The organism is Belnapia mucosa (genome assembly GCF_016775475.1).
GTDB lineage: Bacteria > Pseudomonadota > Alphaproteobacteria > Acetobacterales > Acetobacteraceae > Belnapia > Belnapia mucosa.
Genome location: NZ_JAEUXJ010000016.1, coordinates 34,136 through 48,655, shown reverse-complemented (window position 1 = coordinate 48,655; position 14,520 = coordinate 34,136). Strand labels below are relative to the sequence as shown.

The following is a 14,520-nucleotide window of genomic DNA, read 5'->3' as shown; positions in this document are numbered from 1 at the left end:
CACAGGCGCCCCGCCCGCGCTATGTTACAAACACCATGGAACCCCAGCCCCATATCCTGGTCGTCGACGACGACCGCGAGATCCGCGACCTCCTCTCGAAATTCCTCGAACGCCAGGGCATGCGCGTCGCCGCCGCCCGGGATGCGAGGGAGGCGCGGCGGCTCTGGCCGCTCGGCCGCTACCATCTCGTCGTGCTCGACCTCATGCTGCCGGGCGAGAGCGGGCTGGACTTCGCCAAATGGCTGCGCAGCCAGGGCGATGTGCCGATCGTCATGCTCACCGCCATGGGCGACGAGACCGACCGCATCGTCGGGCTGGAGCTCGGCGCCGACGACTATCTCAGCAAGCCCTTCAACCCGCGGGAGCTTCTGGCCCGCATCCGCGCCGTGCTGCGCCGCGCCTCGGGCGAGGGCGGGACGCCGAAGGAGCCGGCGGCCAAGGCGGTGCGCTTCGGTGGCTGGACGCTGGAGCCGGCGCGCCGCCGCCTGCTCAACCCCGACGGCGCCGAGGTGCCGCTGACGGGCGGTGAGTATGAGCTGCTGCAGGTGCTGGTCGAACGCCCCAACCGGGTGCTGACGCGGGACATGCTGATGGACCTGCTGCGCGGTCGCCAGGCCGGGCCCTTCGACCGCGCCATCGATGTCGCCGTCTCCCGCCTCCGCCGCAAGCTGGAGGATGACGGGCGCAACCCCAGCCTCATCAAGACGGTGCGTGGCGGCGGCTATGTCCTTGCCGCGACGGTGGAGCGCAGTTGAAGGGCTGGCGGGCCTGGCCGCGGAGCCTTGCCGGGCGGACTGCCCTGGTGCTGCTGCTGGCGCTGACGGCGGTGCAGGCGGCCGGCCTCACCATCCATGCGCTCGACCGGGTGGACCTCCAGCGCTTCTCCCAGGCGCGGGAGATCTCGGCCCGCGCCATCAGCGCCTGGCGCACCGTGATCCTGGCCCCGGCCGAGCGGCGCGGGCAGATGCTGGCCGAGCTCGAACTCCCGGCCGGGCTGACCGCGACGCTGGACGACTTGCCGATGGCCCGGCTCGACCAGCCGCCGGTGCCGCCGCCGATCGCGCGGATGCTGCGGCTCGACCTGCTGGGCGGCGGGCCGCCGCGTTTCCGGCCGCGGGAGATCATCACCTCCTGGGAGCAGCGGGCGCCGGTCTTCCGCGCCAGCCTGCGGCTCCCGACCGGAGAATGGCTCAACCTGCGGATCGAGCTGCCGCCGCCGCGGCCCTGGCATTCCGAGACCTTCCTGATCGCCTTCCTGGCCATGACCCTGGCGGCGTGCCTGCTGATCCTCTGGGCGGTGCGGCGGCTGACCCGGCCGGTGCGGACGCTGGCCGAGGCGGCGGAGCGGCTGGGCCGCGACGTGAATGCGCCGCCCATGCCGGAGACCGGGCCGAGCGAGGTCGCCACCGCGGCCCGCGCCTTCAACACCATGGCGGAGCGCATCCGCCGCTTCGTCGGCGACCGCACCCAGATGCTGGCCGCCATCGGCCATGACCTGCGGACGCCGATCACCCGGCTGCGGCTGCGCGCCGAGTTCATGGATGACGACGAACAGCGGCGGAAGATGCTCGCCGATCTCGAGGAGATGGAGGCGATGGTGGCAGCGACGCTGGCCTTCGCCCGCGACGATGCGGCGGCCGAGCCGACCGTGCCGCTCGACCTCGCCGCGCTCTGCCGCACCGTGCTGGACGAGGCGGCGGATGCTCGGCCCGACCTTGCCGCCGCCATCGGCTATCAGGGGCCCGAGCATCTGGTGGTGCCGGCCCGGCCGGTGGCGCTGAAGCGGGCGCTGGCCAATCTGGTCGGAAATGCGCTGGCCTATGGCGGCGCGGCACGGCTGGCACTCTCCCCGCCCGAGGCGGCGGGGCGGCCGGTGCGGCTGGCGATCGAGGATGCCGGGCCGGGCATTCCGCCGGAGGAGCTGGAGGCGGTCTTCCAGCCCTTCCGCCGGCTAGAGGCGAGCCGCAACCGCGAGACGGGCGGCACCGGGCTCGGCCTGCCGATCGCACGGAACATCCTCCGCGCCCATGGCGGCGATGTGGTGCTGCAGAACCGGGCGGGCGGCGGGCTGGTGGCGCTGGCAACGCTGCCCGCCTGAAGGCCGAAGCTGCAGCCTTCGGACAAACCCCCCTGCTGCCCTCCCCGTCATGGCCGGGCTTGACCCGGCCATCTTCTGTCAGCCGGGAATTCCGGCGGTGAGGGATGCGTGGGTCAAGCCCGCGCATGACGGGCGGGACCCGGGCAAACCAGAGGCGGATGCGGCTGTCAAAGAACGAGGACGATAATCCTATATCGACCTCTCCCGATCCGCAATGAAAACCCGTCCCCGCCGCGGCGTTGCAGGGATATGGAGGAAGAGACGGATACCTCGCCGCCCATGGCGGCGCTGATCGAAGGGCGGCTGGAGCGGCTGGGGTTGACGCCCGAGGCGGCAAGCCGCGCCGCCGGCCTGCCGCCGGATTTCGTGGAACGGCTGCTGGACGGGCGGGCACCGGTCCCACGCGGCGACCGGCTGCGGCGGCTGGCCGAGGCGCTCTCGACCTCCGTCTCCTACCTGGTCGGACTCGACCCCGACGTGCCGCCGCCGGCCGAATGGCTGGAGGAGGAGCAGGGCTCCCTCGGCCTGCTCGCTGGCGATGAGGAGGGGCTGCTGCGGGCCTACCGGAAGCTGGAATTCAGCGCCAAGGCGGCGGTGCTGCTGGTGGTCCGCAAGATGGCCGGGCCGGAGGAGGCGCCGGATGCGGTGCCGGTGAAGCAGCTCAGGGGCGGGCGGCGTCAGCCATAGTGGTAGCGGCACTGGGCGACTTCGATCCGCTGATCCTCGCCCGGCTTGCCAGCGACACGGTAGACCAGCCGATGCTCGCCGGTGATCCGGCGGGACCACCAGCCGGCAAATTCGCCGCGCAGCGGTTCCGGCTTGCCGAGGCCGCGGAAGGGGTTGCGCCTGGCATCCTCGATCAGGGCGAGGAGGCGGAAGAAGACCTCCCGGTCGGCTTCGGCCCAGTGGCGCAGATCCGCCCAGGCGGCGGGCGCGAAGCGGACTTCCATCGCCACCGGTCAGGACTGCGGCAGCGCTTCCCCGGCCGGGATCACTATGGCCGGTTCCTCGCCGGCATCGAAGCTGCGGGTCGCCTCGCGCAACCGCTCGGCATTCCTCGGGCTGCTGAGCAGATGCACCGTCTCCTGCCAGGAGGCGAATTCACGTTCCGACATCAGCACCACATTGCCCTTGCCGCCCTGGCGGGTGACCAAGACCGGAGCAGCACTATCCACCGCCTCATCCAGATAGCGGGCGAGGTTCTGGCGCAACTCGGTAAAGGTCACCTGGGTCATGCGGGCAGCCCTTTCACGTACCAATATAAGTACGCGAAGCGCCGCCGCAAGGCAAACCTCACCCCGTCTCCCCGCTCAGCCCCTGCCGCCCCGCGAGATCCTGGATGAACTGCCAGGCCACCCGGCCGGAGCGCCCGCCGCGGGTCACCGACCACTCATTCGCCTCGCGCCGCACCTGCTCCGCCGGGAGGGTGATGCCGAGCGCCGCGGCATAGCCCTCGACCATGGCGAAATAGGTCGGCTGGTCGCAATTATGGAAGCCGATCCAGAGGCCGAAGCGGTCGCTGAGCGAGACCTTCTCCTCCGTCGCCTCGGAGGGGTTGATGGCCGTGCTGCGCTCATTCTCGATCATGTCGCGCGGCATCAGGTGGCGGCGGTTGCTGGTGGCGTAGAACAGGACATTGGCCGGCCGGCCCTCGATCCCACCATCGAGCACGCTCTTCAGCGCCTTGTAGTCGGCATCCTCCCGCTCGAAGGAGAGGTCGTCGCAGAAGACCAGGCAGCGGCGGGACTGGGCGCGGAGGATGTTCAGCAGCGCCGGCAGGGTGCGGATGTCCTCACGCTGGATCTCGATCAGGGCCAGGCTGCCGGCCCGCTCCTCCAGCGCCGCGGCATGCGCGGCCTTGACGAGCGACGACTTGCCCATCCCGCGCGCGCCCCAGAGCATCACGTTGTTGGCCGGCAGGCCGCGGGCGAAGCGCAGCGTGTTCTCCAGCAGCAGGCCGCGCTGCCGCTCGATCCCCTGCAGCAGGCCGATCGCCACGCGGGACACGCGCGGCACCGGGGACAAGCTGGGCAGCGGCTCCGGATGCCAGACGAAGGCATCGGCGCCGTCCAGCCGGGGCGGGGCGGGGGGCGGCGGAGCCAGGCGCTCCAGCGCCTCGGCGATGCGGGTCAGCAGGGCGGTGTCCATCGGGCCTCCGGTGCGGCCGCCCTTGACGGGCGGGGGGCTGCGGCTAGTTTGCGCCCGCCATACGACAGCCGGCTCAACAAGGAAATCGCCCGGGATGCTGATCTCGCCTGCCTATGCCCAGGATGCCGCCGGCGCCGTGGGCCTCGTCACGCAGCTTGCGCCGCTGCTGCTGATCTTCGGCGTCTTCTACTTCCTGCTGATCCGCCCGCAGCAGAAGAAGCAGAAGGAGCATCGGGCGCTGCTCGCCTCGCTCAAGCGCGGCGACCGGGTGCTGACCGCGGGCGGCATCATCGCCAAGGTCGTCACCGTGAAGGACGGCGTGGACGAGGTGGAGGTGGAGATCGCCCCCAATGTCCGCGTCAGCGTTCTGCGCCAGACCATCGGCGACGTGCTGAAGCCGATCGGGACCGAGGCGAAGGGGTGATTCCCCGCCGGGCACTGGCGGCGCTGCTGCCGGTGCCCCCCTTGGTGACGCGATCCGCGCAGGCGGCCGATCCCGCGGCGCGGGCGCTGGCCGGGGCCGATCTGGTGGCGCTCGCCGCCGCGCCGGGCGTCTCGCCCCTGCTGCGCGGCGCCGCCCGCGGGCGGCAGCAATCGGTCTATGAGGGGCTTCGCCTGCCGGGCCCGCCCGTCACCCTGGTCGAGGAGCGCTGGCTGGTCGGCTGGAGCCGGGAGGCGGAGCGGGGCCTCTATCTCGCCTATGACACCGAACAGGAGCGGCTGTTCCTGCTGCTGCTGATCGATGGCGCGGCGGTCTTCCTCGCACCGGGCCGCTGGGCCAGCTGGCCGGCGGCACTGGCCGAGAGCTTCCACCGCTTCGCGCCCGGCCTGCACCCGGGACCAGGCTTCGAGCCATAAAGAAACGGCCCGGATCGCGGGTGCGATCCGGGCCGCCGTCAGATCGGACTGACGGGAGGGGCGGCGATCAGCCGCCGCCGCCGCTCTGGGCGTTGCCGGAGGTGCCGGTGCCGCCGGGGGTGGCGCCCGGACGGATTGCGCCACCCGGCGTCAGCGGGCTGCCGCCAGTGCCGGCGCCGAGGCCCGGAGGATTCGCCCGGCCCGGAGGCGGAGCGCCGCGGCCGCCGGGGGATTCGCCCGGCAGCGCCGAGGTCGGGGCGCCGGCACCGGAGGTGACGCCGCCGCCCACCTGGGGGAGGGTGCCCGGCGCATTCGGGACCGCATTGGTGCCCATGCCCGGGGTCATGGTGCCCGGGGTCGTGGTCGTGGTGCCGCTGCGGGTCTGGCCGGTCGCCGTCTGGGCCTGCGCCATCCCGAAGGAGGCAAGTCCCAGGATAGTCGCTGAAAGCAGAAGGGTCTTACGCATCGGGCTGTTCCACTCCATTTCTTACCGTTACGGGAAGAACAGCGCCCGTGACGCGCACGGGTTTATTGCAGAACACGATCAATCGCGCGGGCGTGACCCGGTGCGAAACCTTAGCGTCCGGTCCATTGGGCCGGGCGGCGGGCCAGGAAGGCGTCCACCCCTTCGCGGAAATCGGCGCTGGTGAAGCACATCTCCACCAGGTCGTCGCCATTCACCGAACGCGCGGCCAGGCGGAGGCGGCGCATCGCCTCCTTGGTCGCCCGCAGGGTCAGCGGCGCATGGCCGGCGACGGTCCGGGCCAGGGCCTCGGCGCGCGCCTGCAGGGCCGCATGGTCCGGCAGGATCTCGGAGACGAGGCCGATGGCGCGGGCCTCCTCCGCCTCGACCAGCCGGGCGGTGTAGATCAGGTCCAGCACCCGGGCCGGGCCGATCAGCGCGGCGAGGCGGCCGTAATTCGCCATCGACAGGCAATTGCCGAGGGTCTTGGCGATCGGAAAGCCGAAGCGGGCATTGGCGGCCGCGATCCGCAGGTCGCAGACTGCGGCGATGGCCGCGCCGCCCCCGGTCGCGGCGCCGGAGATGGCGGCGATGGTCGGCTTCGGGCATTCCTCCAGCGCGACGAGGACGCGGTCGATCCGCTCCTCATAGGCCAGCGCATCCTCGGGCGTGCGGAATTCGCGGAACTGGGAGATGTCGGTGCCGGCGGCGAAGGCCTTCTCCCCGGCGCCGGTGATGACGAGGACCTTCAGCGCATCGTCGGCGGCGGCGCCCGAGGCGATCTCCCGCAGCCGCTCATACATCGGGAAGGTCAGGGCGTTGCGGGCCTGCGGCCGGTTCAGCGTGACGAAGCCGATGCCGTCGCGGATCTCGTAGAGCAGTTCATCCATGGACTTGCCTCCCCGGTGGTTCGCCGGCAAGGCTACCGTGATCAGGAGGAGCCTCCAACCATGCTGCCGCTCGCGCGCTTCACCGTCCTCGACCTCACCCGTGTTCGTTCCGGTCCGACCTGCGTGCGCCAGCTCGCCGACTGGGGCGCCAATGTCATCAAGATCGAGGCGCCGGATGAGATCGATACCGGCAAGGGGATGGGCGGCGAGCGGCATGGGCCGGATTTCCAGCATGTCCATCGCAACAAGCGCGGCGTCACCATCAACCTGAAGAATCCGGACGGGCTCGCGCTGTTCAAGCGGATGGTCGAGAAGGCGGATGTCGTGGTCGAGAACTACCGGCCCGATGTGAAGACGCGGCTCGGCATCGACTATCCGGCGCTGTCGGCGATCAATCCGCGCATCGTGCTCGGCTCGATCAGCGGCTTCGGCCAGACCGGGCCCTATGCGCGGCGGCCGGGCTTCGACCAGATCGCCCAGGGCATGGGCGGGCTGATGAGCGTGACCGGCCTGCCCGGGCAGGGGCCGGTGCGCGTCGGCATCCCTGTCGCCGACCTGACGGCGGGGCTCTACACCGCGCTCGGCATCATGGTGGCGCTGCTGGAGCGGGAGCAGACCGGCCGCGGCCGCTGGGTCCACACCAGCCTGCTGGAAGCGATGGTCGCGATGATGGATTTCCAGGCGACGCGCTGGACCATGAAGCATGAGGTGCCGAAGCAGGCGGGCAACGACCATCCGACCACGGTGCCGACCGGCCTGTTCCACACCAAGGACGGCATGATGAACCTGGCCGGCGGCGGACAGGAGATGTGGCGGCGGATCGTCGAGACGCTCGGCATCGAGGAAGAGGCGAAGGACCCGGATTTCGCCACCGACAAGTCCCGCGCCGCCAACCGCGCCAAGACCAATGCGCTGCTGCAGAAGGCGCTGCTGGAGGATACCAGCGCGAGCTGGATCGAGCGGCTGAACAAGGCCGGCGTGCCGAGCGGCCCGGTCTATTCCATGGACCAGGTCTTCGCCGATCCGCAGGTGCAGCATCTCGGCCTGGAATGGGCGGTGCCGCACCCGACGCTCGGGGAACTGCACCTGGTGCGGGCGCCGATGAACCTCGACGGCGTCGAGCCGCCGCGCCGGCCGACGCCGGAGCGTGGCGAGCACACCGCCGAGGTGCTGGCGGAGTTCGGCGTGGGCGAGGCGGAGCTGGCGGCGCTCAGGGCGAAGGGAGCCGTCTGATGCGCATCACCTCCGTCCGCGATGCGGTCGCGCCGATCAGCAGCGCCATCGCCAATGCCTATATCGACTTCTCGAAGATGACGGCCTCCATCGTCGCCGTCACGATCGAGGATGGCCAGGGCCGCAGTGCCACCGGCTATGGCTTCAACAGCAATGGCCGCTACGCCCAACCCGGCCTGCTGCGGGAGCGCTTCATCCCCCGCCTGCTGGAGGCGCCGGAGGCGGCGCTGGTCCATGCCGATGGCGGGTTGGAGCCGGCCGGGGCCTGGGCGGCGATGATGCGGAACGAGAAGCCGGGCGGGCATGGCGACCGCAGCGTCGCAGTCGGCACGCTCGATATGGCGCTCTGGGACGCGGCCGCGAAGCTGAAGGGCGTCCCGCTCTGGCGGCTGCTGGCCGACCGCTACCGCGGCGGCGAGGCGGATGAGAGCGCCTGGATCTATGCCGCCGGCGGCTACTACTACCCCGGCAAGAACGAGGCGGCGCTGGTCGAGGAGATGCAGCGCTATCTCGATCTCGGCTACAGCGTGGTGAAGATGAAGATCGGCGGCGCGCCCGGCACGCCGCTGCGCGATGCGCTGAAGGAGGATATCGGCCGCATCGAGGCGGTGCTGAAGCTGCTCGGCGGCGACGGCTCGCGCCTCTGCGTCGATGTCAACGGGCGCTTCGGCCTGCATGCGGCGCTGGCCTATGGCGCGGCGCTGGAGCCCTACAAGCTGCATTGGTACGAGGAACCGCTGGATCCGCTCGACTACGCGACCCATGCGACGCTGGCCGAGCATTACCGCGGGCCGATCGCGACCGGCGAGAATCTCTTCTCCATGCAGGACGCGCGCAACCTCATCCGCCATGGCGGGCTGCGGCCGGACCGGGACTTCCTGCAATTCGATCCCGTGCTGTCCTACGGGCTGGTCGAATATCTGCGAACGCTCGCGATGCTGCAGGAGCACGGCTGGTCGCCACGCCGCTGCGTGCCGCATGGCGGGCACCAATTCGCGCTGAACATCGCGATCGGCCTCGGCCTCGGCGGCAATGAAAGCTATCCGGAGGTCTTCGCCCCCTTCGGCGGCTTCGCCGACACGACGCCGGTGCAGGACAGCCGCATCCGCATGCCGGATGTGCCGGGCATCGGCTTCGAGGTGAAGGCCAATCTCTGGGCCGTGATGCGGGAGTTGTAGCGGGAGGACCATCCACGGCGTGGATGGAGGGCATTCGGAGCGAGGATTGGGCATCGGCCCGCGGCGGCATCATTCTCCCGGTCAACGGAAGGCGCCACGCCTTCCATCAGACCGAAGGAGATACCCCATGATCCGCAATGCCCTGCTCGCTTCCGCCCTGATCCTCGGCGCCGGCGCCGCCCATGCCGAAAGCGGCCCCGTGCTGGTCGGCGGCCTCGGTGCCGGCGGCGCCCGCGTCGAGCGCAGCGCCCCGGCCAGTATCGTCGGCGGCGGCAGCGTGCTGCTCAGCGGCGGCGGCAATGACCGCGCCTATAGCTACAGCAGCCTGAATGCCCAGCCGGGCCGCGTCGGCCGGCTGATCGGCGGCGGCGACGAGGCCCAGGTGGTCTACGAGGAAGCCCCGCAGGCGCCCGGCCTGGCCGCCGCCGGCCGCACCGTCACCGGCGGCTGAGATCGACCAGGCCGGCGAAGCCTTCCTCGGTCCCGAAGGCGAGGACCGAGCCCGCCGCATTCCAGCCGAGGGCGGAGATTCCGCCCCGGCCCGGCGGCGCCACCGGCACCACCTTGCCGGAGGCGATCTCGGCGATGAGCACCAGCCCATCGGCGAAACCCGCGGCGACGACCTCATGCTGCGGATGGCAGGCGACGGCGTTGCACAGCACGCCATCGCCGCCGGCCAGCTCGGTCGGCGCCTTGCCCATCGGCCCGCCGCCGAAGAAGGGCCAGATGACGACACTGTCGGCGCCGCTCGTCGCCAGCCAGCGGCCGCGCGCGGTGAAGCTCAGGAAGCGCGTCTTCGACGGGTAGCCCGACATGCGCATGTGCTGGCTGTCGGAGAGGCGCCAGCCATGCAGCGCATTCTCCTGCATCGCCGTGACCACATGCGTGCCGTCCGGGCTGATGGCGATGGCGGCATGGCTGCCCTTCCATTCCAGCACCCGCGGCTTGTCCTCCTTCGCCGCGACGAACCAGAGGCTCGCGCCGTTGTAGTGGCTGGCGGCGACGCGCTTGCCCTTGGCATCGAAGGCCACGCCGCCGACCGAGGTCGGATGCGTCAGCGTCTTGAGCTTCTGGCCCTTGCCATCGAACAAGTGCAGCTGCTTGCCGACCGAGGCGGCGCGCAGCCCGCTCTCATGCGCGGCGACATGCTCCACCCATTTCATCGCGCCCAGCGCGGCGATCTCGGCGACCGTGCCATCGGCATCGGTATGGACCAGGCGGCCATCATCGCCGCCGGTCAGGAAGCCGTCCCGCGCATCGGCGACCAGCGACAGCACGGCGCCGTCATGCGCCTCGGCCGTCGGCCATTCGCCGCCAGGGCGCGCGATGCGCAGCGTGCCGTCGCCGAGGCCGAAAGCGCAGCTTCCATCCTTGGCGAAGGCCAGGCCGATCACCCAGGCGCCGAGCTCCTGCGACCGGCCGCGGGCCGAGAGCAGGAAGTCGGCGTCGCTCACCTCGGAGCCTTGACCGCTCATACCGGGCTCCAGCGGGCGACCTCGGCCTCAACCTTCGCGCCATCCTCGACCTGGCAGGCCTCGAAGCCGCGGCGGAGCATCGGGCGGTTCAGGTCGCGGCCGATGAAGACGAGCTTGGAGCGGCGCGGATCGCCCTCCCGCACGGGGCCGATATAGTCGCCATCGGCGATCATATGAACGGCCTGGAAGGCGAAGCGGCGGTCCTCGCCGGCATAGTAGAGAATGCCCTTGGTCCGCAGCAGGTCCTGGCCCTTCTGGGCGAGGAGCTGGGTGATCCAGGCATTGAAGCGCTCCGGGTCGATCGGGCGGCTGACCTCGAAGCTCACCGACATCACGTCGCCATCGTGGTCGTGCTCGTTCTCGCCGGTGAGGAATTCCGGCTCGCGCTCCAGGATTCGGGCAAGGTTGAAGGCGTCGCGGCCGAGCACGGTATCGATCGGCACGTCGGACTTCGTGCTACGGCGGATCTCGGCATAGGGGTTGATGGCGCGGATGCGGCGCTCGACCTCGGCCGCCTCCGCCTCGCTCACCAGGTCCATCTTGTTCAGGACGATGATGTCGGCGAAGGCGATCTGCTCCACTGCTTCCTTGCTGTCGGCGAGGCGGGCGGGGAGGTTCTTCGCATCGACCACAGTGACGATGGCGTCGAGCTTGGTCGCGCGCTTCACATCCTCATCGGCGAAGAAGGTCTGGGCGACGGGCGCCGGATCGGCGAGGCCGGTGGTCTCGACGATGATGCCGTCGAACTTCCCGCGCCGCTTCATCAAGCCGTTGATGATGCGGATCAGGTCGCCGCGCACGGTGCAGCAGATGCAGCCGTTGTTCATCTCGAACACTTCCTCGTCCGTATCGACGACGAGGTCGTTGTCCACGCCGAGCTCGCCGAACTCGTTGATCACGACGGCGAATTTCCGGCCATGGTTCTCGCTGAGGATGCGGTTCAGCAGGGTGGTCTTGCCCGCGCCGAGATAGCCGGTCAGCACGGTGACGGGGACGGGTGAGGCGTCGCTCATCGGGGGCTCCGCGAAAGGGAAGGGGGTTCTTGGCCGGGGAATATGGGGCGGCCGGGCGCGGAGGGCAAAGGGGCCCCAAGGGCTATAGGTTCAGGGGAGATGGCGGGTGAGGTCCATGCTGTCGTGGAGCACCCGCAACACCTCGACGGCATCCGGACCGGCCTGGCGATAGATGAACAGGTGCCGGCCGCGCTGCCCCGCCTTCAATATAAGGCTATCCCCGCCGCAACGCCATTTTGGCCGCCACGGCGGCGGCGATCAGCGGCGCCATCAGGGCCGGGCGGCGGGAGGGGCTTTCCTCGATCGCCCGGGCCGCAGCCGCGGCGGCGATGGCGCCCACCGAGTCATAGGCCAGCGCCGCCTGCCGTGCCGCCTCCTGCACATCCGGCAGGCCGGGCGCGGTCCGCAAGGTGGCGATGAAGCCGGCCGCGGCATCCAGCGCGGCGGTGTCGCCGGCCCGCCTGCCCTCGGGGCCCAGCTCCTCCAGCAGCGCGGCCCGGCGGGCAGAGTCCAGCGGCTCGGCCGGGGCATGGGCGACGACGATCCGGCGCAGCAGGGCCTCCAGCGCCTCCGGCTCGGCCGGGCGGCGGACCAGGGCGTCGAATCCGGCCTCCTGCGCGGCCTGTTCCAGCCCGCGCTCCTGCTGCCCGGCCAGCCCCACGATCGCCAGGCGGGAGAGGGGCGGCGGCCAGCCGCGCAGCCGCTTCACCGCCTCGAACCGGCGGGCACCGGGGCAGGCCAGGTCCTGCACCACCACATCGACCAGGGTGCGGCTGAGCAGCGCGACCGTCTCCGCCCAGTCGGGGGCCATCAGGCAGCGATGCCCCGCCGCTTCCAGCCCCGCCCGCAGCTGGGCCGTGTCGCCGGCGGCGGTGCCGGCCAGCAGCACCGTCATCGGACGGATTCTCGGGTCGCCGCCCCCCGGCTGGCCGAGCCCCAGCAGCACCGTGGCCGACAGGGTCGGGAAGCTGGGCTCGGCGCGGGGCATGGCGGTTACGCGGCCTCCGCCCGGATGGCGTCGGACAGCGTGCCGTAGAGCCGCTCGACATGCGGCTTCTCGATGATGAGCGGCGGCGAGAGGGCGATGATGTCGCCGGTGACGCGCACCAGCACGCCCTCATCGAAGCAGCGGCGGAAGACCGCGGTGCCGCGCGCCCCCGGCTTGCCCGGGCGGGGCGCCAGCTCGATCCCGGCGATCAGGCCGAAATCGCGGATATCGGTGACGTTCGGCAGGCCCTTCAGGCTATGCGTCGCCTCCTGCCAGAGCGGCTCGATGGCGCGCGCCCGGCCGGGCAGGTCCTCGGCCCGATGCAGCTCCATGGTGGCGATGGCGGCCGCGGCGGCAAGCGGGTGGCCGGAATAGGTGTAGCCGTGGAACAGCTCGATCCCCGCCGGCGCGCCATCGACCACCGCGTCGTAGATCGCGTTCTTCACCGCGACCGCGCCCATCGGCACGGCGGCATTGGTCAGGCCCTTCGCCATGGTGATGATATCGGGCGTGACGCCCAGGCGTTCCGCGCCGAAATCCGTCCCGATGCGGCCGAAGCCGGTGATGACCTCGTCGAAGATCAGCAGGATGCCGTGCTTGTCGCAGATCGCCCGCAGCCGCTCCAGATAGCCCTTCGGCGGGACCAGTACGCCGGTGGAGCCGGCGATGGGCTCGACCATCACGGCCGCGATGGTCTCGGCGCCGTGCAGCGCGACCAGGGCCTCCAGCGCATCGGCGCGCTCGGCGCCATGCTCGGGCAGGCCGCGGGCGAAGAGATTGGCCTGGATGCCATGGGTGTGGGGCAGATGGTCGACATAGGGCAGCAGGGCGCCGAACTGCTTGCGGTTGCCGCCGATGCCGCCGACCGACATGCCGCCGAAGCCGACGCCGTGATAGCCGCGCTCTCGCCCGATCAGCCGCACGCGGCTGCTCTCGCCGCGCGCCTTGTGGTAGGCGAGCGCGATCTTCAGCGCGGTGTCGGCGCTCTCCGAGCCGCTATTGGTGAAGAAGACGCGGTCCATCCCCTCCGGCGTCCGCTCGGCGATGCGCGCTGCCGCCTCGAAGGCGATCGGGTGGCCGAGCTGGAAGGTGGGCGCGTAGTCGAGGATGGCGGCCTGCTGCTGGATCGCCTCCTTGATCTCGCGCCGGCCATGGCCGGCATTGCAGCACCAGAGCCCGGCGGTGCCGTCGAGAATCTCCTGCCCGTCGGCGGTGTGGTAGAACATGCCCTCGGCGCGGGCCAGCAGGCGGGGGTTGGACTTGAAGTAGCGGTTGTCCGAGAAGGGCATCCAATAGGCGTCCATGTTGTTCGGACGCGGCACATTCATCTCGTTCATCAGGCAGGCTCCGGGCGCAGTCCGCCTATGCTAGGCTCGGCGCCAGGGGAACGAAAGGCCATGCTTGGCAGCCCGCAGGGGCGCCGGCCGGCGCGCGCCCCGCCCGCACCCTGTCCAAGGACCGACCCATGCCCGAAGGCCGCCTCGTCATCGGCAGCAAGCGCTACTCCTCCTGGAGCCTGCGCGGCTGGCTCGCCGTGCAGCTCGCCCGCCTCGATGTCGAGGAGGTGGTGATCGCGCTCGGCGAGACTCCCTCGGCCGAGATCCAGGCGGCGACGCCGACCGGCCTCGTCCCCTTTCTCGAGCATCGCGGCATCCGCGTCTGGGAAAGCATCGCCATCGCCGAATACTGCGCCGAGCAGACGTCCGGCCTCTGGCCCGCTGACCCCAGGCTGCGCGCCCATGCCCGCGCCACCGCCGCCGAGATGCATGCCGGCTTCCGCGGGCTGCGCCAGGCCATGCCGATGAATCTCGGCCGCGACTTCTCGGGCGGCGGTCGCACGCCGGAAGCGCTGGCCGATATCGCCCGGATCGAGGCGGTCTGGCGCGAGGCGCGCGCCCTCTCGGGCGGGCCCTTCCTCTATGGCGCGGGCTTCACCCTGGCGGATGCGATGTATGCGCCGGTCGTGACCCGCTTCATCACCTGGGCGCCCGAGCTCGCGGCGGAGACGCGAGACTACATGGCGACGGTGCGCGCGCATCCGCTGATGGAGCGCTGGTATGCCGAGGCCGCGGCCGAGCCCGCCGCCTGGCTGCTCGACAAGTATGAGAACCCGCCCAGCCTCCACGCATGAGCTCGCCGATCGGGCGCAGCCTCCGCATCTACTACGCGCCCGGCC

At 71.0% G+C, this 14,520-nt stretch carries 18 protein-coding genes; 9 read left to right on the top strand and 9 right to left on the bottom strand.

The features are described from left to right. Positions 1-35: 35 nt before the first annotated feature. The 3 genes from JMJ55_RS24920 (at position 36) to JMJ55_RS24910 (ending at position 2,785) form a co-directional block, all read left to right on the top strand. Entirely contained in the window at positions 36-755 is a 720-nt protein-coding gene (locus JMJ55_RS24920) for a response regulator (protein WP_202828324.1), read from the top strand. Then, entirely contained in the window at positions 752-2,098 is a 1,347-nt protein-coding gene (locus tag JMJ55_RS24915) for an ATP-binding protein (protein WP_236034021.1), read from the top strand. Before JMJ55_RS24920 ends, JMJ55_RS24915 begins: the two co-directional genes overlap by 4 nt. Positions 2,099-2,347: 249 nt before the next feature. Next, the gene (locus JMJ55_RS24910; RefSeq protein WP_202828323.1) at positions 2,348-2,785 is read left to right on the top strand and encodes a helix-turn-helix domain-containing protein; all 438 of its coding nucleotides are present in this window, start codon (positions 2,348-2,350) and stop codon (positions 2,783-2,785) included. Here the strand turns inward: JMJ55_RS24910 and JMJ55_RS24905 are convergent. From JMJ55_RS24905 to JMJ55_RS24895, 3 genes are read right to left on the bottom strand one after another with little or no spacing between them, the layout of a single operon-like run. Beyond that, positions 2,776-3,048 carry a Txe/YoeB family addiction module toxin gene (locus JMJ55_RS24905; RefSeq protein WP_202828322.1) on the bottom strand — a complete coding sequence of 91 codons (273 nt, stop codon included), beginning with the start codon at positions 3,046-3,048 and terminating at the stop codon, positions 2,776-2,778. The two genes, JMJ55_RS24910 and JMJ55_RS24905, sit on opposite strands and share 10 nt — an antisense overlap. Positions 3,049-3,057: 9 nt before the next feature. After that, a complete protein-coding gene (locus JMJ55_RS24900) occupies positions 3,058-3,333 on the bottom strand; it encodes a type II toxin-antitoxin system Phd/YefM family antitoxin (RefSeq protein WP_202828321.1) in 276 nt (91 codons plus the stop codon). Between the two features lie 58 nt (positions 3,334-3,391). Beyond that, a complete protein-coding gene (locus tag JMJ55_RS24895; protein ID WP_202828320.1) occupies positions 3,392-4,246 on the bottom strand; it encodes an ATP-binding protein in 855 nt (284 codons plus the stop codon). A 94-nt stretch (positions 4,247-4,340) separates the two neighbouring features. Between JMJ55_RS24895 and yajC the strand changes: the two genes are divergently transcribed. Together yajC and JMJ55_RS24885 are read left to right on the top strand one after the other, a co-directional pair. Next, a complete protein-coding gene (yajC, locus tag JMJ55_RS24890; protein WP_202828319.1) occupies positions 4,341-4,670 on the top strand; it encodes a preprotein translocase subunit YajC in 330 nt (109 codons plus the stop codon). Continuing rightward, on the top strand, positions 4,667-5,104 hold the full coding sequence (locus tag JMJ55_RS24885; RefSeq protein WP_202828318.1) for a hypothetical protein: 438 nt from the start codon (positions 4,667-4,669) through the stop codon (positions 5,102-5,104). The genes yajC and JMJ55_RS24885 overlap by 4 nt, the downstream gene beginning before the upstream one ends. 67 nt (positions 5,105-5,171) lie before the next feature. Here JMJ55_RS24885 and JMJ55_RS24880 read toward each other — a convergent pair whose 3' ends face one another. Beyond that, positions 5,172-5,570, bottom strand: a complete 399-nt coding sequence (locus JMJ55_RS24880) for a hypothetical protein (RefSeq protein ID WP_202828317.1) — start codon at positions 5,568-5,570, stop codon at positions 5,172-5,174. A 110-nt stretch (positions 5,571-5,680) separates the two neighbouring features. Continuing rightward, on the bottom strand, positions 5,681-6,457 hold the full coding sequence (locus JMJ55_RS24875; RefSeq protein WP_202828316.1) for an enoyl-CoA hydratase/isomerase family protein: 777 nt from the start codon (positions 6,455-6,457) through the stop codon (positions 5,681-5,683). Positions 6,458-6,517: 60 nt separating this feature from the next. Between JMJ55_RS24875 and JMJ55_RS24870 the strand changes: the two genes are divergently transcribed. The 3 genes from JMJ55_RS24870 to JMJ55_RS24860 all read left to right on the top strand — a co-directional run bounded on the left by JMJ55_RS24870 (position 6,518) and on the right by JMJ55_RS24860 (position 9,319). Next, positions 6,518-7,690, top strand: a complete 1,173-nt coding sequence (locus JMJ55_RS24870) for a CaiB/BaiF CoA transferase family protein (protein WP_202828315.1) — start codon at positions 6,518-6,520, stop codon at positions 7,688-7,690. Further along, the gene (locus JMJ55_RS24865; protein WP_202828314.1) at positions 7,690-8,868 is read left to right on the top strand and encodes a mandelate racemase/muconate lactonizing enzyme family protein; all 1,179 of its coding nucleotides are present in this window, start codon (positions 7,690-7,692) and stop codon (positions 8,866-8,868) included. The genes JMJ55_RS24870 and JMJ55_RS24865 overlap by 1 nt, the downstream gene beginning before the upstream one ends. A gap of 127 nt (positions 8,869-8,995) precedes the next feature. After that, the gene (locus tag JMJ55_RS24860) at positions 8,996-9,319 is read left to right on the top strand and encodes a hypothetical protein (RefSeq protein ID WP_202828313.1); all 324 of its coding nucleotides are present in this window, start codon (positions 8,996-8,998) and stop codon (positions 9,317-9,319) included. On the opposite strand, the gene JMJ55_RS24855 is transcribed toward JMJ55_RS24860, so the two are convergent. The 4 genes from JMJ55_RS24855 to JMJ55_RS24840 form a co-directional block, all read right to left on the bottom strand. After that, positions 9,306-10,343 (bottom strand): WD40 repeat domain-containing protein, encoded by a 1,038-nt coding sequence (locus JMJ55_RS24855; protein WP_202828312.1) that lies wholly within the window; start codon positions 10,341-10,343, stop codon positions 9,306-9,308. The two genes, JMJ55_RS24860 and JMJ55_RS24855, sit on opposite strands and share 14 nt — an antisense overlap. Further along, positions 10,340-11,356 (bottom strand): CobW family GTP-binding protein, encoded by a 1,017-nt coding sequence (locus tag JMJ55_RS24850; RefSeq protein ID WP_202828311.1) that lies wholly within the window; start codon positions 11,354-11,356, stop codon positions 10,340-10,342. The genes JMJ55_RS24855 and JMJ55_RS24850 overlap by 4 nt, the downstream gene beginning before the upstream one ends. Before the next feature lie 214 nt (positions 11,357-11,570). Next, positions 11,571-12,344, bottom strand: coding sequence for a response regulator (locus JMJ55_RS24845; RefSeq protein ID WP_202828310.1), 774 nt, complete (start codon positions 12,342-12,344; stop codon positions 11,571-11,573). A gap of 5 nt (positions 12,345-12,349) precedes the next feature. Further along, complete coding sequence (locus tag JMJ55_RS24840) at positions 12,350-13,681, bottom strand: aspartate aminotransferase family protein (protein WP_407927558.1); 1,332 nt, start codon at positions 13,679-13,681, stop codon at positions 12,350-12,352. Between the two features lie 128 nt (positions 13,682-13,809). Between JMJ55_RS24840 and JMJ55_RS24835 the strand changes: the two genes are divergently transcribed. Then, positions 13,810-14,475, top strand: a complete 666-nt coding sequence (locus JMJ55_RS24835) for a glutathione S-transferase (RefSeq protein WP_202828309.1) — start codon at positions 13,810-13,812, stop codon at positions 14,473-14,475. Positions 14,476-14,520: the final 45 nt, after the last annotated feature.